Source organism: Candidatus Paracaedibacter acanthamoebae (genome assembly GCF_000742835.1).
Lineage (GTDB): Bacteria > Pseudomonadota > Alphaproteobacteria > Paracaedibacterales > Paracaedibacteraceae > Paracaedibacter > Paracaedibacter acanthamoebae.
The window spans coordinates 156,755-180,056 of sequence record NZ_CP008941.1 but is presented as its reverse complement, the minus strand read 5'-3'; the positions used below and the strand labels follow the sequence as shown (position 1 = coordinate 180,056).

Sequence of the window (23,302 nt, the reverse complement as noted above, 5' to 3'; positions counted from 1 at the left end):
AATAAATCTATATTTTATTTAATTTAATCTTAATGACTTGAATTTTTTATCACTATAAATTATATCTAGTTGATTGTTAATGTATTGATTTCGACACTCTCCTCTTTGTATCTTACCACTAACTGTTTTAGGAATTGAGGCAGTCTTAACTAGGACAACCTCATAAGCATCTAGACCATGCTCTTTAGATAAAGCTCTGCGCATTGCTCTTATAATTTCTATCAAGTGGTTAGTATCCTGACTCGCAATAACTTCCTGAACAATAATTAACTCTTCGTGATCATCCAATTCTACAGAAAAAGCTGCATTAGTATGATTCTTTAGTATTGAATGCGAATTAGATATGGTTGTTTCAATATCTGTTGGATAATGATTTTTTCCAAAGAGAATAATAACTTCTTTTAAGCGCCCTGTTATAAAGATCTCCCCATCTCTTAAAAACCCAAGGTCCCCTGTCTTAAGATATTTTCTTTGGCTTTCTTTTCTAGAAAAATCTGTACTGAGGTGTTTTTTATCTGCTTTATTCCAGTAGCCTGGGCTGCATTGGTAGCCTGATACCCATATTTCTCCTATGTTTTTAGTTTCCTTACCAGATTGTGGGTCCATTATCACAACATCTAGATCCGGGACCACTTTGCCGCATCCTACGATCACACGACCTTTTCTTCCCGGATCTTCTTTTATTATATTTTCTTTTAAAGAATTGGTATCTAGATTCAACAAAACAGGTTTTTTTCCAATACTGCTCGTAGAAATCGTTCCAACTGTCTCCGACATTCCATACAAAGGGGTAAATGCTTCAAAATTAAAATTATATAATTTATACTTTTCATAAAAATTCATAATCGTCTTTTCACGTATTATTTCACTTCCAGTAACAGCAACCCTCCAATTATTCAAGTCAATTCCTTGTATTTGCTCTTCATCCATATAGTTAACACAGAGCTCATAACCAAAACTAGGACAACCACTGTGAGTTGCACGGTATTTTGACATAGACAGCAGCCATTGCATTGGATGCGATAAAAAGGTAGATGGAGCCATAAGGAAGCAAGTGGCACCACAATATAAAGGCAACAAATAGCCATAGAGTAAACCGTAAGCATGAGTATGAGGTGCCCAATTTAAAGCAATGCTGTCTTCTTCATACCCTAAAGCTGATGCTGTGACCTTAAAGTTTCTAGTCATATTTTCGTGCGTACAAATTACACCTTTAGGGTAGGAGGTAGATCCAGATGTATACTGTAAGTAAGTAATGGTAGATGGAGAAATCTTTAAAAAGGAATAATATTCTTTTCCATAATTACCACTAATTTCTTTAAAATCAATAATAGGTACATGGGAAAGAAAATTGAAAAGTTTACCATTTCTTTCATAGAGCTCTATAAAATCTGTGTCACAAAGAACCATTGCTATATCCGCATCTTTTACAATAGTTTCTAGAGATGGCAGTGTTCTTTCTAGCGTGCTCTTGGTTGGCGAAGGTACAGGTACTGCAATTGCTCCTGCATATAAACAACCTATAAACGAAACAATAAAATTTAATCCTGGAGAAGAAGGAAGCAGAATCCTTTCACCATTGAAACCATGCCTTTGAAGGTAATCACCTACAGTACGAGCCTGTTTATAAAGTTCACTATAGGTCAGCTTGCCAACCTCTGTCTCACTGTCTTTGAGAAAAACACAGGCATTCTTATGTGGTAAAGAGATAGCGTATTGCTCAAGCATATAGAGAAGGTCTTTTTCTTCTGGTTGCATAAAGCCACCTTAGTATTATTTTAGATAAATTTTGCAAATTTTGGCACACATAAAGATAATAGTCAACCGGTACCGTCATCAACTTGTCTATTTGAAATGATATAAGATAAATTTATCAAGATGACTTGATGATCAGAAAGGGATGGCCATCCCTTTCTGATCGAGGGGGCATATTCGTTATCAACTCGGTTACTCATAACCGTCACATAGAGGGAATTGCCCCCTCTTCGTCTATTTATCGAACAGTTGGCTGAGCTTTTATGCTCGTAGACAAGTAGGATTATGACATGACCCATACCTTTACTGCAACTATCGGGATTGATATATCAAAACAGTACCTAGATCTTTATCATTCAACCCTTAAACAGACTCAGCGTTATCAAAATAATGCTTGTGGATTAAAATTGCTTTCTGCCTTTATTGCTAAAAATACCGTCGATTGTGTTGTTTTTGAACCAAGGGGGGGATATGAAAAGAAATTATTAAAATTCCTTTGTGAAAATGGCATTCCTTTTTCTATGGTTCATGCCCTTCAAGTTAGAAAATTTGCTCAAGCTAAAGGGATAATTGCTAAAACAGACCTCATTGATGCAGCCCTTTTAGCAGAATATGGGCTTAAAATGCAGCCTAAACTGACCTCGATAGAGACTGCTTTAACCTCAAATGACTTAAGATGCTGGGTTCAACGGCGTACTCAAGTAACTAATTTAATCCGTTTGGAGAAACAATACTTAGAGCACCAGGACAATCCGATTATCATAGCGTCTATAAAGAAAAATCTTGACTCTTTAAAGTCTCAGATTTTAACCATTGATCAAGAAATTCAGCGCTGCATTCATGAAACAGATAACTTACAGAGAAAAGCAACCCTTCTCAATACTGAAAAAGGCATAGGAAAGGTCTGTACATCTATCTTACTGTCTCAATTGCCTGAATTAGGTCAACTTAATAACAAAGAAATAGCCGCATTAGTAGGAGTAGCGCCTCACAATCGAGAAAGCGGGTCATGGAAGGGGTATCAAAAAACCTCGGGCGGCAGAAAAACAGTACGCTGTGCTCTTTACATGGCAACGATTTCTGCTAGCCGATACAACTCTAAGATCAAATCTTTTTATGATCGGTTAATTGCCAAGGGTAAAAAGAAAAAGGTTGCCTTAACAGCATGTATGCGCAAGCTTCTGATCATCCTTAATGCTACATTGAAACTGCATTTTTATCATAAAGATGCACAGACTTAAAAAACACAGTTGCTATGTTTGTAAGGATTTAAGCTTAGCGGCTTTGTTGCGTAAATGGGAAGTAAGAACAAACTCTCCCTTTTTCCCAAAATTATTAGATTTTAACTGATTCCGGCATGCCAAGATTAGTAAAAGTGTTCAAAATGAAACACCCAAGATGTAATTCGGCATCTTGGTTATCCCATAGCCTGGCATTAAGCTTACGACCGATCATCTCTTTATAGCGGTATATCGTATTTTCTACTTTTGTTCTCCTGCCATAATCATTTTTTGTTTGCCAGGCGTATAGTCCCTTTTTATCAATGTAATTAATACCCTTTTGTCTAACAGAGCAGTGCTCTTTTGACAGTGAAGGAGATCCTCGAGCTGGAGGAATAATGGGTTTAATGTTGACTGATGCCAGTTGGCTGTAAACATTTTGACCATCGTAGCCCGCATCAGCAATAAGCTCTTTTCTTTGTTACATCAGCCTGCTTAAGGTGAGCGTCTAAGCAGGATCGATCATCTGTTAAATGAGTGGTCATTATCCGAGAAACAATGAATCCCTTGCTGTTAATGCCAAAGTGAAGCTTACGCCAGGCTTTACGTTTGTATTGTTTGCCATATTTTGTTTCAAGCCACTCACTTTCTCCAAATACTTTAATACCTGTACTATCAATGACAAGATGACCCGGTTCATCCATTTTTTCTAAGTGGCGTGTGATTAAAGGAACAGTTCCGCGGCGTGATAGTCTCGTGTAGTTAGGAACATCCAATTGAAGGCCAAGGAGGTGAAACAATGACTTGACCACCCCTTGAGTTTGCCTAAGTTTTTGTTTAAAGATGAGCCTTAATGTTAGCATGAGTGTAATGGCATGATCAGAATAATGAAGGGGCCGCCCTTTTTTAGGAGTAAGGGATTTTTGCGCGTACCAGTTATGGTGAAGATCCTCACAAAGCCATAAAGTGAGATCTCCTCTGTTTATTAAAGCTTGATTATAGTCTGGCCAATTCTGTAGGCGATAGTGCTTTTGACGTTTATGAATAGCGCCTGAGCGCCTAATGCGTTCTTTATAAGGCATAGGTCATCCTTTTTATTTTAAAAAAGATACTTCCATTTACCTTTTATTGACAACCTTTTCTATTTACGCAACAAAGCCACGTTCTATAAATGGCGAGCAAAATATGGCGGAATGGATACTTCCATGATTTGCCGCCTGAAAGAATTAGAGGTTGAAAATCAACGCTTAAAAAAGATGTATGCTGAAGCCCAATTAAGATCAGAAATCATCCAGGAGGCGTTAAGAAAAAAGTTCTAAAGCCATCTCAACGCCGTGAGATGGCCAAACAAAGCATAGCAGACCATAATATTAGTATTCACCTGGCCTGCGAGATATTCCAGATCAGTGAAACTTGCTTTCGCTATCAGCCCTTGCATAGTGACGAGAATGCCTTAATTACTGAGTAGCTTGTTAAAATAACGAGCACATGGCGCAATTGGGCTTCGGTCTGTGCTTTTTATATTTACGCAATGTGAAAGGGTTTAAGTGGAATCACAAGCGTGTCTACCGCATTTATAAAGAACTGGAGCTAAATTTAAGGATCAAGCCTAAAAAACGCTTGGTTCGTGATCAACCCGAGAAACTTGGAGTCCCTAAAGTGATTAATGAAGTATGGTCAATGGATTTCATGCATGATCAGCTTGGTGATCAACGCCGTTATCGTCTATTCAATCTCATTGATGACTATAACCCAGAAGGGTTAGGTATAGAGGTTGATTTACCCTTACGTTGTAAACGGGTGATAAGGTCGTTAGATCAAATCATTGAATGGCGAGGCAAGCCCAAGCTATTGAGATGTGATAATGGCCCTGAGTATATTAGCCCCAAACTGTAGAAATGGGCATCCAAGCATGGAATAACTCTGGCCTATATCCAGCCTGGAAACCCTCAGCAAAATGCTTATATTGAAAGGTTTAATAGAACCGTCAGGTATGATTGGCTTAACCAGGAAATATTTGACAGTATTGATCAGGTTCAAGAAAGAGCAACAACTTGGTTATGGCATTATAATTATGAAAGGTCTAAATGGCCTTAGGCGGGATAACGCCTATGCAAAAGCTGCATGGAGCAGCTTTAAACAATTCTACTTTTAACTCCTTTTAATTTGGGGACGATTACCCAACCGCGTATAAGAATATTCAGAAATTTATTAATTTTCTATCCTCCTCTTCTCTCCTTTCTCATGACAAGCTCAAAAAACTAAAAGTTAAGCTGCCTTTCCTTTTCATCCGAACGAAACTCTTCTCCAGTTTTGGCAGCAGACCACATATAGTTATCTATTTAGATACTGATCATAGCTAGCCTGTAGGGCATCTTGTACAGTTGGGTAAGGGGCACTAAACTGATTCTCAAATACATATTTCCAGTTTTGTCCCTGCCTAAATACATTAATCCACGCATTTCCAAGCCTTCTTGAGTAGCCCCCTTTTGGAGTTTCTCGCCATTGCGAAACGTCCAGCCAATCTCTTTTTATATCTTCTTTTCTTTTAGCTTCCCTTCTTTCATCCTCTCTTCTGGCAGCTTCTTCTCTCTCAACTGCTCTTCTTGCTTCAATTTGTCGTTGATAGGCTTCGTTCTGTACTTTTCGCTCTCTTTTCTGGTTTTGCTTATCTTGAAAGAGCTCTTCCCGTGAAGCAAGTTGGGGCTCTGGCGCTTTTTCACCCAATTCTTTTATAACATAACTACCCTTCCTAACTTTTTGAATCTTTTTACTTTGAAGAAGTATTTCAAGCAGGGGCTCAAGTTTCTCGAAAGACCAATCTGAATTTGTAGAAATATAACGACTACTTAGGGATGAGCCCTTCTTTTTAATTGATTCATCCCACATCCACTCAAAAAGCGCTTTAGCTTCAGCCCTATCAGAACCTTTCAAATTAACTTCAAATTCTAGCCTAGTGCGTTTTTTAGCTCTCATCTCATCCAATTGTCCTCGACGAATCTGGAGCACACTCACACAGTTTGATCCTACAAGTAAAGATTGTCTCCTTTTCTTCTGCATAGATTCACTTAATTCATCAAATGGGGTTCCAAGAGGGAACAGCTCGTCTCTCAATTTTTCCTCTTTGGTCAATTCTAAAAGTTTTTTTGTGACTTGGTGTTTAGAGTGATATACCAGTGACATATGAAATACGTCTTCATTACCGCACATTTCACACTGGCTATCCCCATATTCGGCATCAAACTCGTGTAAAATTTTCCAACCAAAATGAGGCATGACGATTTGTAACGCGTGTTGCTTCCACTTGCCCTGGATGGACTCAGCATATGGATATTTATACCAACATGAGAGATCCCAATTTTCTTCACGAAGATAAGAAATTAAATTTTGGAGATCCTCCGTGTCCTCTTCCCTCATCTCATTATAAAACTTTAAAATATCCCCTCTTTTATTAGGCATGACTGCCATTCTCTCAAGAGGGCGCGTATTCTCCACAAAGGCTTGCCCAAGCCACTTACATAACTCAAGCCCTGCAGCTGTTTTTGTCCAGAATTTCTGCTTTTCATCAGTGTTATTAGGGTATTTGTGGACATAGGTTTTTAGTTTGCTCCATATTTCATCCCATGCCCTCCCTTCTTGAGTTTGCGGGACGCGATAGCCCATAATCGTGGTCGCGGGAGGATAGTGGTGGGCATATTTTCGAGTAGCGCCTATATTAAAAATAAGGCCCCCTATCCCTTGATTAGCGCAAAGCTTCTGGTGCTTTGCCAAATAATTATTATTACATGAATCGCATACTTCCCACCAACTAAAAGCATTAATAGTAAGCTTTTTAACTGAGTCACCGTATTTCTCCCTTAAAGATGGGAGAAAAAAATGTGTAAAAAAGAGATCATAGTAGAATTCTGAATGGAGTCTATTTTCTCTCCCCTCAAATTCTTCGGTTAAGCTTCGAGTGGGTGGAAGATGCTTTTGGATCCACCGTGCACGTATTATTTTTACTTTCCGGTCGAAGAAAATCTCATATACCCTAGCCACTGTCTTTTCCCACGCATTTTGAGTTCCTCCACTCGCAAAAACACAGATCTCTCCTTTAGGCGTTGTAAAAAAATATGGATCTCCTTCTTTTATTGCCTTATTAGGCTGTTCTACTTTCAAAACATATTGTGGGAAAAATATATTTGCCAGATGATCGATCTTTCCTAAGTAAACGTTAGCTAATAATTTGAGCTTTGTTCCCATGTCAATTACAGAAGCTAGTGCTGGTAATGGTTGTAGAACGTACCGACAAACATTTTCTTCCGTACTCTCTTCATCACTTTCGATTTTTATCTCTGGATCACAGGAGGAAGATATTAATCTAGGCCGTGTATATTGCTCAGGCAAACCCCTGAATTCATTTACGGAAAACTTTGGCCTCTCTTTACTCTCCTTCCCTTTTAAACGTTTTCTCTTTGAGTGAAGCCTTTGTTCACTCTCAGAGGTTTCATCACTGGATATGTCTGTATCGCTATCCTCTGAAGTTGCCGTGGCTATAGACCTTTTTGGAGTATGAGAAAGAAATGGGTTTTCATCTTTGCTAGAAAGATTGTCATTAAATAAACCTGACTGAGTTAATGAAGCAGAAAGGGCTTGGAGGGGTTTTTTTGCATCGAGAGCTGGAAGTTTTTCATAAAAGCAACGCCCTCTGGCTACTCCTTTTTTTAAACGTTTTCTCTGTGATAAGGGCCCTTGTTCATTTGTAAGGATTTCATTAACAAATATGTCCAAATCACTACCATCTGAAATTGTCGTGTCCTCATTGTGATACGAGGATCCTTGAGCTCCTTTCTTATCATTTGTTTCTGGAGCTTCCATTGTTTGCGCAGCATACAGAATTATAAAATAAATTAAAGCGAATTGAATAACAGCTGCTTTTGAAATGGTTGGAAATATCATAGCAGCTCGTTTGCTGATCTTGAAAGACCCAAAGCCGGTGAGTGTAACAGGCTCTACTTTTTTTAAACTCTCAGTAATCGTCTTAAACAAGGCATAAATGGCTTGCGAAGCACTCTTTTTTTTTATATTGGCTTGTTCAGCTACAGCTTTGACTAAATCTTTTTTATTCATTCTTTCTCGTCCTTATTTTGGAAGTTAAGGCCCACACTAAATGCTTTATCCAAGTCCACCATGTTTGTCTACCCATGTTATTTGTCTTTTAGAAACGCCTAATCTTTGTCATCTGTTTATTATTTTTATAATCTCATAATAACTTCTTAATGCTGCTAGCCAGACTTCTTCAAGATAAGTTAGAAAATAATCCAAAGGCTTAATGGCTATTGAAGATGATTTAATACACGGATTTCAGATTCATGCTATCCGTAAAATCTACTTAAGGGCTATTTTGATTGATCAATATTATCCTTGAGCTCCCGGAAACTAATCAGGCATTCTTCTCAAGCTTTATACTAAGGTGCCTATTGTGAATTATTATAAGATAAGGATAATATGCAGAAAGCTAGAGGGAAAGCTCCATCACCTTAGCCGCCACCTAATAAACAGTGTCATCAGTTGCTCCGATAAAATTTAGAGCTTCTATAATGCTCTTCATCATATAATGAGGAACCTTCCCATCCCATTTTTCATCCCAATTTGGAACTGTAAGGGGAAAAGGCGTTTTTGTGAAAGAACGTGAGGAAAATTCTGGAATGACAGCTACTAAACCTTCCCTATTTCTAACGGTCATATTCAAAGGAGCTGGTATTTTACCATGATCACCCTTGCCTTGCTTTATACTGGGCTCACATTCCAACTTTTCAAAAAGGTTATAAAGATTTTGACGAGAAAAATTTCTCTCTCCTCGACGGATTTTCCGATAAGTTTTTAAAGCATTTTGAGAAAGTTTATACTTTTTCAAAGTTGGTTCAAGCTTAGGGGTTGATTCATTTATAGCGGGTTCATGTTTAATTTCTTCTTTATCTCTAGACTGATAAGTTAGAGAAACCTTACGAGTTTTTATTTTCTCCCGTCGCGGAATTACAGCTTCAGGTTGAGGAGATTCAGCGGAGAGATAAGGCTCAAAATATACTGATGTTGCGGGCATAACAGATTTTCTTGCGGCTTTAGGAGCCGCTTGGCAAGATGCGATTTCCCCTTTCGCTAACTCTTGCTGTTTCTTTTTATTATGTTCCAATTTTTCCTTAATGTAACCTAATTGGCGTTGGCGAGTGTCTATCTCTTCTGTTTTCTTAGCTTGTATTTTTTCTTCTTTAATTTTTCTCCATTCATCAGAGTTACCGTTCAGAGCCAAAACACTAGCTCGAAAAGCTATAAATCTCTTTGGAAGAGGTTTCCCTGTTTCATTTAACAGAACAGTTAATACCTCTGTCCGAATTAAAGCGTCCTCTAAATTATTAGCATGGAGTAACATGAAAATGATATGCTCTAGCATATGCAAAGAATCTTTATTGGGACAAAATAAAGCAAACCTTTGTTTAAAAAATCGGTATAAATTAACTAATTTTTCCGGTTCTAATTTATTAGCCTCATACTCTCCTTGTAAGACACCTAAATGTTCTCCAAATTTCCACCCTTCACTTTCAAGAGAAAAATACTTTTTCGTTAAATCTTGAAGGTGAGTGACATATTCTTCACAAGAAACTTTTTTTGTTGAATATAACAGTTCATCCTTAAGCATTTTTTGGAGAGAAAGTTGGAAATATAAATCAAAACTCTCTTTATATGAATCAAGAGGTACTACATCAGCAGCTTTTAGCTGCTTTTGATAATAAGTCGCTTTTTTTCTTTCTTCAATTCGTCTAGAGAACTTTCGAGAAGGTAAATTCGGCGGTCTCTTCATTTCTGGGTGAAAAATAGCCTGTATTGCAGGCACCATGTCCTGAACGTGCTGCAGTGATGCTTGTAATTTTTTGCGATACTTAGGGCTTTCAGAAAGCTGTTCCTTTATTATTTTAATCGCTTTGGTATGGGATTGGGCAGCCTTTAAATTTGGTTCTAAGGCTTGGTTTATGGCCATTAACTGAGTTAAGGACATAATGTGATTTTCACCCATATTATATATGACATTATAGAATGAATCTCTTAATATTTCCTCATCTTCCTTTGTCCTAAAAGCAGTGCACGCATCACTTCGAAGAGTGGTAATATAACTTTGTAAGCCAATGAGAATCTGTTGAGAAGTATCCAAAAATAATTGTGCTTGGCCACCACTAGCAAGAGCCGCCCCTCTGAAAATAGCATCATAACGGGTTGAGAGTTCAAAATATATTTTTGCTATATCAAAGTTTTCTTGGGAGTCAATCTGAGGAAGGGGCCGTGCAATTTTAGGGCAGAGAGAAGCCACAAAAGCTAGCTTTTTTTGAATTTCAACTGCTTCTGGAGAAACAATATGCATTGGTGTCTGAGACGGGGCTGTTATAGATATAGACTTTAATGAATTAACAAGCTCTTCTTCTTTTTCCATAGAGTAGATAGAAAGACTAGAGTATAAAAGGATAAGGGTGGCAATAAAAGTGCTTTTAGAGGAAAAAATAAAAACCTTTTTTGATCCCATTGTCTCAACCTATAGAAGGGTAAATAGAAGGGTAAAAACTTATGCAAGCCTTATGGAGTTTTTCGAAATTACGCAAGTATAATAATTCTTAAAAAATCCTGTTGCCTGGTTTGGTATTAACTTTAAGCGAAGTCAGTCTTTAAATAAGGAGGTTAAATGATAAACTACAAAATAGATGAGCTCTTTTATAATTACTAAAGAGTTGCCATTCACAGTTATGATTTCGGCTCTATTGATAACTCTCTAACTCTTTGGGTAATTCTTAAGGATGGTATTCTCTTTTCTAAGAGCTTGGTTTGTTAAAATAAGATTTTCTATAAATTTTTTTAGCGTTTTTAATTCTTTGTGATCTTTTTTAGCACTCACATAGAGCCTAGCAATAAATTCTCTTAGTTGTTGTTTCGTATCACTCATCAAATAAGGCATAATATCATCTTCAAACCCCGCCTCCTCTTGATAAATAGAAAATGAATCATTTTTAAGTACCTCAAGAGGCTGTTTTTTTTCTATTGAGATTAATTCTTCATTAGGGTTAGATTCTGTTTCTATATTTTTTGAGATTTCAGGTTCTTCCTGAGCTTTATCTTCTTCTGTTTGTTCGTTAATTGCTGTTTTTAGATTTAGACCATCTTTATAAGTATCATCTAAGCTTTCTAAAGAAAGTACTAAAGAGGTAGAAGAAGTTTGCTTTTCTATAATAGTTTGAGAAGAATGACGTTGTTTTTTATTTTTCCTTCTTTTCTTTTTCTTTGTGAGATTTTTATTAGAAATGGTGTTTACATTTTTATCCTTTAATATTCCCTTTTCTCTATTGCCAGTTTTAAGTAGTTCGGAAGAAAAGGGACTTTCTTCCACTTGTTTGATAGGGTTATCTTCTGAAATTATCCCAAGAATGCTGTGAAAAAAATCTTTAAAGAAAGGATCATATTTATTATTTACCTCCTTCTCATAAGAATAAATTTTTGTAAATAAGAGTAAAGTTTATTAAGTTCTAGGATAAATTTTTCTCGTCTTAGGGTTGGTGTTTCTTCCTTTAAAGTACGCGTTAAATCATTGAAACTGAAGTCTTGTGTACCTGTAATTTTTTCCATAAGATCTCGTATAATGGAAAAGCTTGGCTCTTTCTTATCCCTCGAAAGCTCAACAATATAATTGTCAATTAGAATATTTAAGGTAGAAAATGGATTAAGAGAGCACTCTTTAAGCCTACTTTGGGCCTCTTCCAATTTCCCTTCTTTAAATAAAACCTGGGCTTCTTCATATGTTGCCGATAATTTGATAGTAAAGTGAGCAGTACTTAATTCTCTTAAGTCATCCAGGATGTAGGGTTTTTGGGGAGAAGGAGGAAGTAGCCCATTAAAATTTTTATAAAGAAAATTCAATTCTTCTAAAGTGTATTTCTTAATGCTTAAGCAAAGGTATTCCTGACAAGCTTTCCCACCTAAATCAAAATTCCCTAACTGATAATAGGCACTCAAAGACAGCTCTAAAGCGGCGCGAAGATTTTCAGCAGAAGGATTATTTTCTCTTACACCAACACAGGCCTCCAAGCATTTTTTATAGTCATTACAAGCTAGATAAACAACGGCTTTTATATGAAAAATATCCTGATCTTTATGGGTATTAAGAGTTATATCAGAAAAGGATATTGCTTTATTACCTTCTGAGCCCATAGCATATGACATAGCAGCCTTCATGTTATATATCTCTTTTAAAAAAGGGTCGGAAGTCTCTAAAACAGAGAAAGAGTCGCCTAATTTTTGACAAATTCTCTTTATTATTGGTATCTTTTCACATGACTGTAATTTGGATATCATGTCGTCAATAAGGTTGGAATGTTCTATGAGAGATTTATTTCTTAAAAAAGAAACTAATTTGTCTATATTACCATCTAAAAAATTCTGGAGTAAGGGAAAGGTGTTAGAAGAAATTGCTTCTTCTTCCAAAAAAATTCTATCAGAGCTTTCTAAAGGCAAGCAGTCTGTCCGTATTGAGCTAGAAGATTCTTGAATGGCTATGCTATCATCACAGGCAAATAATTTTGTATTAAAAATAAAAAAAGTTATAAATAAAAATCTGACATTAAAAAAATTAAACATTTTTTCTTCCTTATTGTTTCTTCACTATTTCCTAAATCAGGTAGAACAATTTCTTAAAGTAATAAATTTTCTTTCATGTATCTAACCATTTAAAAGCCTGTGTCCTGATTCTTTAACTGTTTCATCTCCATTGACATACATATATAATGTCATTGGGGTAATTCCAAGACATTTGGCAACCTCTTAAGCTCCGGCTTTGCGATCCGCCAGGGCCATTCTCAACAGATGCACATCCATTTTTCTTGGCCGTCCCTTTTTTCTCTCCCCACCTCTGGCTGCCGCTAATCCAGCTTGAGCCCGTTCAACTATTAACTCCCGTTCAAATTCAGCAAAAGCAGCAAATAGACCAAATGCCAATTTACTCTACGCCATAGTTGTATCAATTTGAGCTCCCTACCCTGTTAAAACTCTAAATCCTATTTCCTTATTTTTTAGATCTTCAACCATAATGACGAGATGCTTGAATTTACGACCTAGCCGGTCTAATTTCCAAACGACCAAAGTACTACCAGGCTGAAGTGATTTTAGACACACCATTAATTCTGGGCGATCATCAAATCTTCCTGAGGCTAAATCTTTGTAGATAGCCTCTAGGTCGACGTCCGCTTCTAAAAGGGCATCTTTTTGCAAGTCAAAAACTTAACTTCTATCAACTCGTGGAACGCGCATATAACCAATGAGTATTTTATAACCTTTTTGCTGCAAAATAACTTAATTTGAGGATACAATCTTGCTCAGATTATTTAACCGGTTTTTTTAGTGTAAATAAGTGTTATCTTGATCCCTTTGCGAAACTGCTAAATAAGCGATCAGGGCTGTTGAAAAAGCCTCACTTCATAATATATGGCGTAATTACGTAAAGGTTTTTCGCTCTCTAGATATGTCTCTTCATATAACTAAATAGCTGATTAATAATCATAAATATGTTATAAATTTAATTAATAATAATAAAACTGGGTTACTTAACAAATGCAAGTATCTCATTTTTACCAACCTTGCCTCTTTAGCTATATTTCTCCTGAGTCTTTGATTCCTAGCTCTCATATTTTAAGGCATATAGATAGTTTAATTGAATTATCGTTTGTTATTGGGATGATCGTGTACCTTATCACTCCTCCTTAAGCAGAATTCGTGATAGTATGGTCAAAGTGTCTTTGAGCGTTTCTTTCAGTATGTAATTGCGCTGTGCCAAAAAATGGGATTGGTTAAAGGTGAGTGCTTGATGACAGATAGTACCTTAATTAAAGCAAATGCATCTCTAGCCTCGCTCGTTACTCTCATTCCCCAAGATGAGCCCAAACAACGATATGGAACAGGCCTTCATCCTCCAGTTGCCCGCAAGATTAATAACGCTACTTACATAAGTAGATCTGCTGACATTTTAAATCAGCTTATTAAGTAACAAATAAAATCATACATACCTCTATTTAGTAGCCGAAGTGGTTGCGCTTCTCCTACTTTAGAAGAAGGATTTATATATGATGCCGGTCGAGATGTATTTGAGTGTGTTAACAAGATTACTCTGTTCCCTTCCTCTCATATAGATAGAGTGCTAAAGACGTATAGAGCTCCAACTAAAAAATGCCGATCTTGCGTAAAGAAGGGCAACTGCCAAGCTAAGATTATAAAGAAAAATGGAAGAAGATATGTCTTAAGAAGTGTTTTCCAAGACCTTTATTCTCAGGTAATTGAGGATAGGAAATCTCCCCAGTTTCTTAAGGAACTTAAAGAAAGGATGTAGAAGATGGAGGGAATAATTGCAGAGGCAAAAAATCTGCATGCCTTAAATCATGCTAAATACCGAAGACTTGAGAAAGTTCAGATCCAAGCATCCATGACAGCAAGTGCTCTAAATCTCAAGCGATTGCAAGCCGCTAATTAAAGCTAACAGATGAGCAGTTATCTTAAGAGGGCTTAGTCGATTTCATTACTCCTTTTATATCCTGAAAATAAGCCTTTTAGTCTTTTCAATACATCTTCATAACATACTAGTTCCTTAAACATCGTATACGGCACATTCTTCCAGAAGGACACAAAAAAAGGGTGACTTTTTCAACAGGCCCGATCGTTTTTATTGTTCTTTTAAAAATTCCCAATTCTTTATCTCTCTTCTAAAGAAATTAAGGATAGAGGTAATCTAACTAATAAAATATAATTTAATTTAAAAGTTTATTTTAGAACTTCTTTAGGGAAATCTTGAAAGATTTCGCAATCATAATTCTTAGCATCTTCCTTTCGGCTTTAGACAATAAAGAATTTAAACTCTTTTTAAATGCAACAGACCCGATTTATAGCCATTGTAAATATTACTCTCCAGTTCCTGTTCCCGCTGCAAAACCTTAATTTTATCAGAGGAAAGTTGGTTAATTACCTGTTTTCCACGAATAACCTTAATAGTATGTAGGGTGATGGATTCACTCAGTGGGTCAAAGCTTATCTCTACAGAAGCCTGTTGGGTAACACCTTTTTGATTGGTTACCTTCTTAATAACTTGAATATAGGAGTAAACCGCATCTGCTTCTTTTTTAATTTGCCGATTCACTAGGTAGTAATATGCACCATAAGGGCTATATTTGCTTATGTCTTTCGGCTCTTTGCTAGTCTTACCTGGTTGTATCCAGGCTGCAGGTTCGCCAATAGCATACTCCGGAGTTGCAGAGGCTTCTAGAACTAAAGCCCACCCTATAATGAACAAAAACTTTGGCCAGCGCATGTGTTACTCCTAATCTAGGTAGATTCGATATTTTTCTGAAAAAACTGTGTTAATCTTCCTGATCAGAGATTTGCCTGACAATAGTCAACTTCTTTGATCTTCTTAAAATCCATTCTAACAAAGGCAAGCCAATAGCCAGCTCTAGTAACACTTGAGGAATAAAGCTCAAGATTGACGTACCTATAAAAACAGTTAGGCTCTGGGGTGTTTCCCAAGCTGCAGTATGAACAAAAACGCAAGCCCCAGCCATGGGCAGAATGACAATTGCCCAGTAGGTGCTCCACGTAACCTTATTCCTTCGGGCGTGAATGGAAAAATCTTGGTAAGGTCGCGTCACTGCCTGGGAAAGGAACTTTTTGTCAAAAATAAGAAATAATATAGCGGTGACTAAATAACAGAGAATGGTCCCTATTGAGAGAACGCCTATCCATAACAGCTCGTTTGATTCAACTGCTTTTCCAGCCTTTTTTAGCTTTAAGGCAGAGACATCATTAATAAGAACAGCTGAGTCCCTTTTACGGCTCTTCCCAAACCCAACTTCTGTTATGAAGCGATTTATAATATTGTTAGAGCTAGATTTTTTTTAGCCACGAGTTGATTTTCTATCGGACGAGGCTTTAACTGCATATATTCTTCACAGTTTGTTAAGAATTGCACTAAATCTTTCTCGCTCATATTTTGTAGGAGTAGTTGATTAATCTCGACTGCATAAGAAGAATATTCATCCTCAGGTACTCTTAGTTCAAAAATACCAATGGGATCCCATTCTTCAAAAAGTATTTTATTAATTTGTCCGACACTTTTACTTAATTTAACTTTTATTATATTTCCCTATTAATACTGTTACAATTTTTCCTTCTGAATTTGTTATGACATACAGCTCGTTTACTTTATCATAGAAACCGTTTAGAGAATTTTTTGCTTTAAATTTTCTCCCGACTTTATTGCATGTTCTATTGCAGAAGGTGGGGGCGCCTTTATTTTTGTCAACAAGCGGGTTTGGTTAATAAACCGAGCCCGATCACACAAATCCATTGTCTCAATTTGCCCACCCCTTCCATTAAAGGTAAAATTGCTGGCTGATTGTGAGAATCTCTTTGCGCTTAAAAGGTCGACCTGGTGAATAATATGCTGTTGACTCTTTAAAATATCACTTTCCTGAACAGATAAATTAAGGGCTTTAACCTCCTTCTGTTCATCCAGCAGCCGGTTAACAGAAAGCTTGAGGGGGGTCTGTGCTTGACCAAAATCCGCATCCACTGCAAAGGAGGATTTTATTATTATTTTAACATAAGGAATCAATACCAAAATATTGATAATTTTACGAAAAACCATTTAGATTTCTTTCTATAAATAAAAATTCTGGATCACCAAATAAAAGCCAAAACCGTCAGCAGTTAATTCAAATCTAGCTATCTTTAATTATTTGTTAACAGTTTCGCAAGAGGGTAAGTTGCTGTTTTTTCAGGTTTTTAGCAAAAAAATGAATTTTGTATAATAAATTTTTGAGGAAAATATTTTGAACAACAATTATTACAACTATTTTTATTTAAAATTTGAAAATAAATACAATATATTTGGCAAATTTACTGTTAAATAATTATAATATAATTAAAATTTGAAGTGAGTTCCTGCTATTTATCAAGAGAAATATTCATGTCTTTTTAAACATCTCAACAATATCGTTAAGCAAGATCATCGGCGGATCAAGTGCAGCCGGAAACTCGAGCTTACAAGCGATTCTTCATACGATTTCGAGAGTCCGGGTCACTCTTGCGCTTGTCCGGGCAAAGGGAATGTTACCCCCTAATCGTTATTAATGCGTTTACGGGCAATTTCTTTTTTATAACGATGCGCCGCTTGGCCAGCCCTGAGAAGAACATCCGGTGTCAAGCTGGCTTTGACCTGGTCGCGGAATTCACCTGCATCAAGCGTCAGCTCTCCTAAATCAGCATGATTTTCCGCTGCTAAACTTAAGAAAACATACGCTGTCTCTAAATCCAGCGGTACCCCCTCGCCGTTCTTACAAAGGATGCCATAATTAAATTGAGAGGGGCCGTAACCACGTTGGCTGGCAATCTCATAATACATTTTAGCTTTATGAAGATCCTTTTCAAGAATATCACCATGTAAGTACAGTCCGGCATAAGTATCTAAAGCCGGTCCATACCCAGCCTTTACAGCCTTTTCTAACAAAGGAAGACCTTTGGAAAGATCAGGTTTGTCTCCAAACAGCAAAATCAGGGACGCGTAAAAAGCAGCTTTAGGATTAGATTTCTCGGCTAGCGGTTCAAGTATGCTTAGGGCTTCGGTGCTCTTATCTTGATAAATCAAGCTTATTCCTTGATCAGCTGGGTTAGCCAAAACAAGGGTTGTCAAAACAGCCCAAAACAATGGTATTCTCATAATATTTCTTCCCCTAATGATCTGAGAACAGGGATTTCCGCCTGATCCAACTGTATAATATCGACCTCTGCCAACCTCTGTCAATCAACCTTGCTGTTTTTCAATATGGCTTGCTTGACAAAATTTTCAGGTTATGGCTCTCTTTAATGAGGTTAAATAAATAGGTTCTGTGAACCGACTATAATTGGATAAATTTTATGCATAGCTATCGCAGCCACACTTGTGGACAACTTAGGAAAAAAGATGCCGGCCAAACCGTTCGTTTATCAGGTTGGGTCCATCGTAAAAGAGATCATGGAAATCTTCTATTTATTGACCTTAGAGATCACCATGGTTTGACCCAATGTGTTGTTGACATCGATAGTGCAAGCTTTAAAATTGCCGAAGGATTACGTAATGAAAGCGTCATCCGAATTGATGGTAAAGTTATTGAAAGAACAACCGAGACAACCAATCCTAAAATGGATACCGGTGATATTGAAATTCAAGTCACGGAAATTGAAGTTCTTTCCATAGCCGATACGCTGCCTCTTCAAGTTAATAGCGACGCTGATTTTCCAGAAGAGACGCGTTTGCGTTACCGTTTCTTAGATTTACGGAAAGAAAAACTCCATAAAAATATCGTGTTACGATCCAACGTTATTGCATCTTTACGGCGACGGATGATTGATCAAGGTTTTACTGAATTCCAAACGCCAATCTTGACGGCCTCCTCTCCCGAAGGAGCTCGTGACTTCTTGGTTCCCAGCCGCCTCAATCCAGGTACATTTTATGCCTTGCCCCAAGCCCCACAAATGTTCAAACAGTTATTGATGGTAGCGGGTTTTGACCGTTATTTCCAAATCGCACCCTGCTTCCGCGATGAGGATGCCCGGGCAGATCGCTCGCCTGGTGAATTCTATCAACTTGACTTTGAAATGTCCTTTGTCACTCAAGAAGATGTTTTTGCTGCTATTGAACCCGTCCTTCATGGCGTTTTTGAAGAATTTGCGAATGGTAAATCTGTTACTCCCTATCCGTTCCCGCGAATCAGTTTTGATGATTCTATGTTAAAATATGGAAATGACAAACCTGATTTACGAAACCCTATTGAAATTTGCGATGTATCTGAGATTTTCCTAGGGTCTGACTTTGCCATCTTTAGCAATCTCGTCAGCCAAGGTGCTGTTGTTCGTGCAATTCCGGCACCAGGTGCAGCGGCCCAAGCGCGCAGCTTCTTTGACAAACTTAATGATTGGGCGCGGGGGTTAGGTATGCCAGGGCTTGGTTATATCACCTTCTCTGAAGGAACGGCCAAAGGCCCGATCGCAAAATTCTTGAATGACGATCGCCTGAAAAAGCTCCAGGAAATGGCTAACCTTAAGGATGGCGATTCAGTCTTTTTTGTGTGTGATAAAGTAAAAACTGCCGCTAAAAACGCTGGTTTTGCCAGAACCAAGATCGGTCAAGAATTGGGACTTATTTCAGAAAATACATTCAATTTCTGCTGGATTGTTGACTTCCCAATGTATGAACAGGATGAGGATACAGGTAAGATTGACTTTTCTCATAATCCATTCTCCATGCCGCAAGGCGGTATGGATGCTCTCCTTAACCAGGACCCTTTAACGATAAAAGCCTTCCAATATGACATCGTTTGTAACGGAATTGAACTTTCCAGTGGCGCGATTCGTAACCACTTGCCAGAGGTTATGTACAAGGCATTTGAAATTGTCGGCTATAAACCCGAAGATGTTGAAAAGCGTTTTGGCGGTTTGCTGAATGCCTTTAAGTTTGGGGCGCCCCCTCACGGTGGAAGTGCACCAGGAGTGGACCGTATCGTCATGTTGTTGGCAGACGAGCCAAACATTCGGGAAGTCATTGCCTTCCCAATGAACCAACAGGCACAAGACTTAATGATGGGAGCACCATCCGTTGTAGAAAAGGATCGCTTGAAAGAGCTGTGCCTTGACATACGGCTGCCGCTCAAAGCCGCACCAGCTGCATGCTAAAAGGAGGAAAAGTGGGTTCTAACTTTTTTCAAACAAGCAGATTCCACCCCATTTTTGATACATCTTTATCTCACGATTTTTCGTATACGCGCCCATATAAGGTATCGATAGATTTCTTTGATTTTGCAGCAAGACATCTTCCGGCCAATGCCTTCATCGTGTGCGATCCAAAAATCCCACAGCTTGCCACTGCTTGCCCAATACTTCTGATGGATTCAACAGAAGATAACAAAACGCTAGCAGGGGTAGAGCAAATTATTCAGTTCTTGCAACAACATCAAGCCGATAGGCAGTCAACCTTGATTGCGATTGGGGGCGGCAGTTTACTTGACCTTGTTGGTTTTTCTGCGAGCATTTACATGCGGGGCATTACGTGGTGGGCGGTGCCAACCACCTTATTGTCAATGGTTGATGCCAGTGTGGGGGGCAAGACAGCGGTTAATCTTAATAATACTAAGAATTTGATCGGCAGCTTTCACCCACCGCGAAAAACCATTATTGACCAAACTTTTCTCAATAGTCTGCCTCCAGAAAACTATGCGTCCGGCATGGTTGAAGTAATTAAAATGGCTTGGACCTCTGATGCCAAAGCATGGAAGACAGAAAAATTCTATAATAAAGAGAATATTGTTCCTTATGCTATCGACCTAAAGCTCAAGATCATTAATAATGATTGGTTTGAAAATTCCGCCAATAAGGATCGTCTTATTTTAAATGCCGGCCATACCTTTGGTCATGCTTTTGAAAAGCTATACCCCCATCTTTCCCATGGCCAAGCCGTAGCTCTTGGATTGATCGCAGAACATGACTTTGCTACCCATTTTACCCAATCTTCTCATCCCATTGATCAACTACAGCAAGCCTTCAGCCATATAGGACTTGAAACAAACTATAAGAAATATCTAACGGATGTTGATAAGTTAATCGATTTAATGCTTAAGGATAAAAAGAGCCAGCAACAAATGTTGCAATTCATTGTCGCAAAAGCACCCGGCCAACCCTATTGTTTAAGATGTAAGGCAGATGATATCAGAACATTTGTTTCTGAAAATGTATCGTGATACAGTCTTATTATTATGGGAAATCGATCATCCAGATTTGTGATGTTGTTAGGAGCAGTTGTCTGCCTCCTACACTTTTCTATTGCCCCAGTTTTAGCGAAAAAAAATCCATCTGAAAAACGGGAAATTGCCATCGGCCGGCTGATTGATTCAGACGCCAAAAAAAATCACCGACCTTTAATCGCTATCTTAAAAAAGCCATCGATCTTTATTCTCGCCATATCAAACAACTACAAGAAACAACATCCGATAAAGAATCTGCCCTCTTACTCGCGGAAGCAGAAAAGTTTCACAGCCTGATTCAAACTGGGGCTCTGTCCCATAACGCCATGATTGAGAAATTAAAGCATGAACATGAATTGATGAAATTGGTTGAATATAAGCTGAAACAAAAGGCTTTGCAGCAACAACCTCTTGAATCTCGCCAAGACGTCACCATGTCCATCGGGGGCACCCAGGGTAGCAAAGGAAACACTGATCACGCGCCGGCCCGACGAATCAAACAAGATCCTGAAGACTACGATATCTCAATCTCCATTCCAATGGACGTTGGTAACCGTCATGGATTTGACAAGCTAAGAGAGGAAGAATAAATCATGCCCGTTCTCGCTATTGTATTTATTATGCTTCTCGCTTTAATTGCTTTGGCGAGTTTACTATCCTCAGCTGAAACATCGGTCACAGCCGTCTCCAAGGCCAAGTTGCATAGTTTAGCTAAGAAAGGGGATCCTAAGGCTAAGTTGGTGCTTGAACTGCAGAAAAACGTTGGTCTTTCTCTGTCGACCATTCTTTTATTCAACACTTTATGCCTCACTATTGTTAACAACAATATTGGGGATATTGCCGCAGATTTGTTCGGTAAAGAGGCAATCATTTTTGCTTCTTTCGCTATGACGATCATTATTACTGTGTATGCAGAAACCTTACCTAAAATTATTGCTGTCAACAGCCCAGAAAAGGTTTTAATGCTTCTTATCCGCCCTTTATGGGTTGTGTTCCGGGTTTTCCGTCCCATTACTCTTGCGATCAACAATTTTGCACGGGCTCATTTAAGACTTTTTGGTATTAAATCGAATGCAAATGATGAATTCGCCGCCCTTGAAGAATTAAGAGGGGCAATTGATATGCACTTTGCCCACGAAAAGCCTGATGCCAATAATGAACGGGCCATGTTAAAAAGCATTTTAGATTTGCGCGAGGTCTCCGTTGGAGAAATCATGACGCACCGCAAAAATGTGACGATGGTTAATGCCAATGATGCCCCCAGTGAGATCGTCAAACAGGTTTTAGAAAGCCCCTTCACGCGCGTTCCTCTTTATAAAAATGATACTGATAATATTGTTGGCATTATTCATTCGAAAGCATTGTTACGCTATGTTAACGCTCATCAGGATAGCTTAGATAAGCTCGATATTGTGTCCGTTGCAGCCGCCCCTTGGTTTATTCCGGAGACAGCAGATCTTATTGAGCAACTCCAAGCCTTTAAAAACCGCCGAGAACACTTTGCCATTGTGGTTGATGAATATGGAGCATTTAACGGCATCGTGACTCTGGAAGATATTTTAGAAGAAATTGTTGGAGATATTACCGATGAGCATGATATTGCTGTACGCGGTATCCGTCCGCAAGAGGATGGCTCATTCATTATTGATGGTACGGTGACAATCCGCGATGTCAACCGTCAACTGAATTGGGAATTGCCTGACGAAGAGGCCTCAACAATGGCAGGTTTGGTCCTTTATGAAATCCGCGCAATCCCCGAGGTCGGGCAATCCTTTAACATCCACGGTTATCATTTTGAGATTCTGCGCCGTCATCGCAATCAAATCACCCTCTTAAAAATTAAGTCAATTACAAGCCAGAATTAAGGTGGTCTTGTTATTTATCCCACCAATGTTTCCAAAAGAGGCCCTTTTCCCAGCAGAAGAGCTAGGAAAGGCCCCTTATTTCCGGTCAACCGAAGGGCAACCCGGAAACTCGAACTCATAGGAGTGATCAAACAATAAGTGCATCCCCGGGCTTGATCCCCAATCAAGTTGAGAACAGGCCCAGGATTTCGAAATCATAAGGGCTACCGCTTGTTATCTCGAGATCCCGGCTCTTCGGCCGGGAAAGAAAAGCCTTTTTCCGGACAACTGAAGGGCCACCCGGAAACCATGCCTAGATTTTATGGACAGCCTGATTTTATCACAGTTATGCCTTGTCGTCCTTAAGACACAGGAATGGATTCCGGCTCAAGGTCGGAATGAGAGAAAGTGCGCCACTATATACTCACTTTTTCCCCTTTATTTACCCCCCCCCAAAAAAAATTTTGACCAATATATAGAACCTATCCCCCTCGTGCAAGCTCAGCAGCGTTAATATATGAGCTATAACAGAAGGATTGATTATTTAGATACACCAAGGACACGACAAGCAAAACACTAACTATTTATAAATTTGTAATGACTACGCCTTAACTCGACTACAATGCCCCCTTGAGCCAACATTAAGTTTTTATTAATC

17 protein-coding genes and 3 pseudogenes are annotated in these 23,302 nt (G+C 38.3%); 9 read left to right on the top strand and 11 right to left on the bottom strand.

The window, feature by feature from the left end; all coding sequences use genetic code 11:
• Window positions 1-18 precede the first annotated feature (18 nt).
• Entirely contained in the window at window positions 19-1,758 is a 1,740-nt protein-coding gene (locus ID47_RS00805) for a fatty acyl-AMP ligase (RefSeq protein WP_051908326.1), read from the bottom strand.
• A gap of 128 nt (window positions 1,759-1,886) precedes the next feature.
• Here ID47_RS00805 and ID47_RS13585 point away from each other — a divergent pair, with 128 nt between their 5' ends.
• Window positions 1,887-2,012, top strand: coding sequence for a hypothetical protein (locus tag ID47_RS13585; protein WP_269516648.1), 126 nt, complete (start codon window positions 1,887-1,889; stop codon window positions 2,010-2,012).
• Window positions 2,013-2,045: 33 nt separating this feature from the next.
• Window positions 2,046-2,996 carry an IS110 family RNA-guided transposase gene (locus ID47_RS00800; RefSeq protein WP_038462851.1) on the top strand — a complete coding sequence of 317 codons (951 nt, stop codon included), beginning with the start codon at window positions 2,046-2,048 and terminating at the stop codon, window positions 2,994-2,996.
• A gap of 94 nt (window positions 2,997-3,090) precedes the next feature.
• On the opposite strand, the pseudogene ID47_RS12555 reads toward ID47_RS00800, so the two are convergent.
• Window positions 3,091-4,057: pseudogene (locus ID47_RS12555) on the bottom strand (IS5-like element ISParac1 family transposase).
• A gap of 69 nt (window positions 4,058-4,126) precedes the next feature.
• On the opposite strand from ID47_RS12555, the pseudogene ID47_RS13355 reads away from it, so the two are divergent.
• Window positions 4,127-5,140: pseudogene (locus ID47_RS13355) on the top strand (IS3 family transposase); the annotation flags it as partial.
• 169 nt (window positions 5,141-5,309) lie between these two features.
• On the opposite strand, the gene ID47_RS00780 reads toward ID47_RS13355, so the two are convergent.
• From ID47_RS00780 to ID47_RS00760, 5 genes and pseudogenes are all read right to left on the bottom strand, one after another.
• A complete protein-coding gene (locus ID47_RS00780; RefSeq protein ID WP_038462849.1) occupies window positions 5,310-8,084 on the bottom strand; it encodes an HU family DNA-binding protein in 2,775 nt (924 codons plus the stop codon).
• Between the two features lie 421 nt (window positions 8,085-8,505).
• A complete protein-coding gene (locus ID47_RS00775) occupies window positions 8,506-10,527 on the bottom strand; it encodes a hypothetical protein (protein ID WP_038462846.1) in 2,022 nt (673 codons plus the stop codon).
• Between the two features lie 243 nt (window positions 10,528-10,770).
• Complete coding sequence (locus tag ID47_RS00770; RefSeq protein WP_038462844.1) at window positions 10,771-11,382, bottom strand: hypothetical protein; 612 nt, start codon at window positions 11,380-11,382, stop codon at window positions 10,771-10,773.
• 80 nt (window positions 11,383-11,462) lie between these two features.
• Entirely contained in the window at window positions 11,463-12,626 is a 1,164-nt protein-coding gene (locus ID47_RS00765; RefSeq protein WP_038462841.1) for a hypothetical protein, read from the bottom strand.
• Window positions 12,627-12,707: 81 nt separating this feature from the next.
• Window positions 12,708-13,256, bottom strand: a pseudogene (locus ID47_RS00760) (recombinase family protein).
• 592 nt (window positions 13,257-13,848) lie between these two features.
• On the opposite strand from ID47_RS00760, the gene ID47_RS00755 reads away from it, so the two are divergent.
• Window positions 13,849-14,028 (top strand): hypothetical protein, encoded by a 180-nt coding sequence (locus tag ID47_RS00755; RefSeq protein ID WP_038462839.1) that lies wholly within the window; start codon window positions 13,849-13,851, stop codon window positions 14,026-14,028.
• A 342-nt stretch (window positions 14,029-14,370) separates the two neighbouring features.
• The gene (locus tag ID47_RS12160) at window positions 14,371-14,508 is read left to right on the top strand and encodes a transposase (protein ID WP_084675812.1); all 138 of its coding nucleotides are present in this window, start codon (window positions 14,371-14,373) and stop codon (window positions 14,506-14,508) included.
• 375 nt (window positions 14,509-14,883) lie between these two features.
• Here ID47_RS12160 and ID47_RS00750 read toward each other — a convergent pair whose 3' ends face one another.
• The 4 genes from ID47_RS00750 to ID47_RS00735 all read right to left on the bottom strand — a co-directional run bounded on the left by ID47_RS00750 (window position 14,884) and on the right by ID47_RS00735 (window position 17,745).
• Entirely contained in the window at window positions 14,884-15,339 is a 456-nt protein-coding gene (locus ID47_RS00750; RefSeq protein WP_038462836.1) for a DUF3857 domain-containing protein, read from the bottom strand.
• 49 nt (window positions 15,340-15,388) lie between these two features.
• Window positions 15,389-15,676, bottom strand: a complete 288-nt coding sequence (locus ID47_RS00745; RefSeq protein WP_156956597.1) for a hypothetical protein — start codon at window positions 15,674-15,676, stop codon at window positions 15,389-15,391.
• A gap of 569 nt (window positions 15,677-16,245) precedes the next feature.
• Entirely contained in the window at window positions 16,246-16,674 is a 429-nt protein-coding gene (locus ID47_RS00740) for a hypothetical protein (RefSeq protein WP_038462832.1), read from the bottom strand.
• 471 nt (window positions 16,675-17,145) lie between these two features.
• Window positions 17,146-17,745, bottom strand: coding sequence for a tetratricopeptide repeat protein (locus ID47_RS00735; RefSeq protein WP_038462829.1), 600 nt, complete (start codon window positions 17,743-17,745; stop codon window positions 17,146-17,148).
• 197 nt (window positions 17,746-17,942) lie between these two features.
• Here ID47_RS00735 and aspS point away from each other — a divergent pair, with 197 nt between their 5' ends.
• The 4 genes from aspS (at window position 17,943) to ID47_RS00710 (ending at window position 22,665) form a co-directional block, all read left to right on the top strand.
• A complete protein-coding gene (gene aspS / locus ID47_RS00730; RefSeq protein WP_038462827.1) occupies window positions 17,943-19,736 on the top strand; it encodes an aspartate--tRNA ligase in 1,794 nt (597 codons plus the stop codon).
• Between the two features lie 209 nt (window positions 19,737-19,945).
• Window positions 19,946-20,797 (top strand): 3-dehydroquinate synthase, encoded by an 852-nt coding sequence (locus tag ID47_RS00725; protein ID WP_232223246.1) that lies wholly within the window; start codon window positions 19,946-19,948, stop codon window positions 20,795-20,797.
• A gap of 329 nt (window positions 20,798-21,126) precedes the next feature.
• Window positions 21,127-21,390, top strand: coding sequence for a hypothetical protein (locus tag ID47_RS00715; protein WP_038462822.1), 264 nt, complete (start codon window positions 21,127-21,129; stop codon window positions 21,388-21,390).
• Window positions 21,391-21,393: 3 nt separating this feature from the next.
• Entirely contained in the window at window positions 21,394-22,665 is a 1,272-nt protein-coding gene (locus ID47_RS00710) for an HlyC/CorC family transporter (protein WP_038462820.1), read from the top strand.
• The last annotated feature ends 637 nt before the right edge of the window (window positions 22,666-23,302 follow it).

Bases quoted from the DNA above. Each gene is read 5' to 3' on its own strand.
- ID47_RS00755 (WP_038462839.1), top strand. From the start codon at position 13,849: ATGACAGATAGTACCTTAATTAAAGCAAATGCATCTCTAGCCTCGCTC.
- ID47_RS00725 (WP_232223246.1), top strand. From the start codon at position 19,946: ATGGATTCAACAGAAGATAACAAAACGCTAGCAGGGGTAGAGCAAATT.
- ID47_RS00710 (WP_038462820.1), top strand. From the start codon at position 21,394: ATGCCCGTTCTCGCTATTGTATTTATTATGCTTCTCGCTTTAATTGCT.
- aspS (WP_038462827.1), top strand. From the start codon at position 17,943: ATGCATAGCTATCGCAGCCACACTTGTGGACAACTTAGGAAAAAAGAT.
- ID47_RS00765 (WP_038462841.1), bottom strand. From the start codon at position 12,626: ATGTTTAATTTTTTTAATGTCAGATTTTTATTTATAACTTTTTTTATT.
- ID47_RS00800 (WP_038462851.1), top strand. From the start codon at position 2,046: ATGACCCATACCTTTACTGCAACTATCGGGATTGATATATCAAAACAG.
- ID47_RS00775 (WP_038462846.1), bottom strand. From the start codon at position 10,527: ATGGGATCAAAAAAGGTTTTTATTTTTTCCTCTAAAAGCACTTTTATT.
- ID47_RS00715 (WP_038462822.1), top strand. From the start codon at position 21,127: ATGATTGAGAAATTAAAGCATGAACATGAATTGATGAAATTGGTTGAA.
- ID47_RS12160 (WP_084675812.1), top strand. From the start codon at position 14,371: ATGGAGGGAATAATTGCAGAGGCAAAAAATCTGCATGCCTTAAATCAT.
- ID47_RS00805 (WP_051908326.1), bottom strand. From the start codon at position 1,758: ATGCAACCAGAAGAAAAAGACCTTCTCTATATGCTTGAGCAATACGCT.
- ID47_RS00735 (WP_038462829.1), bottom strand. From the start codon at position 17,745: ATGAGAATACCATTGTTTTGGGCTGTTTTGACAACCCTTGTTTTGGCT.
- ID47_RS00750 (WP_038462836.1), bottom strand. From the start codon at position 15,339: ATGCGCTGGCCAAAGTTTTTGTTCATTATAGGGTGGGCTTTAGTTCTA.
- ID47_RS00780 (WP_038462849.1), bottom strand. From the start codon at position 8,084: ATGAATAAAAAAGATTTAGTCAAAGCTGTAGCTGAACAAGCCAATATA.
- ID47_RS13585 (WP_269516648.1), top strand. From the start codon at position 1,887: ATGATCAGAAAGGGATGGCCATCCCTTTCTGATCGAGGGGGCATATTC.
- ID47_RS00740 (WP_038462832.1), bottom strand. From the start codon at position 16,674: ATGGTTTTTCGTAAAATTATCAATATTTTGGTATTGATTCCTTATGTT.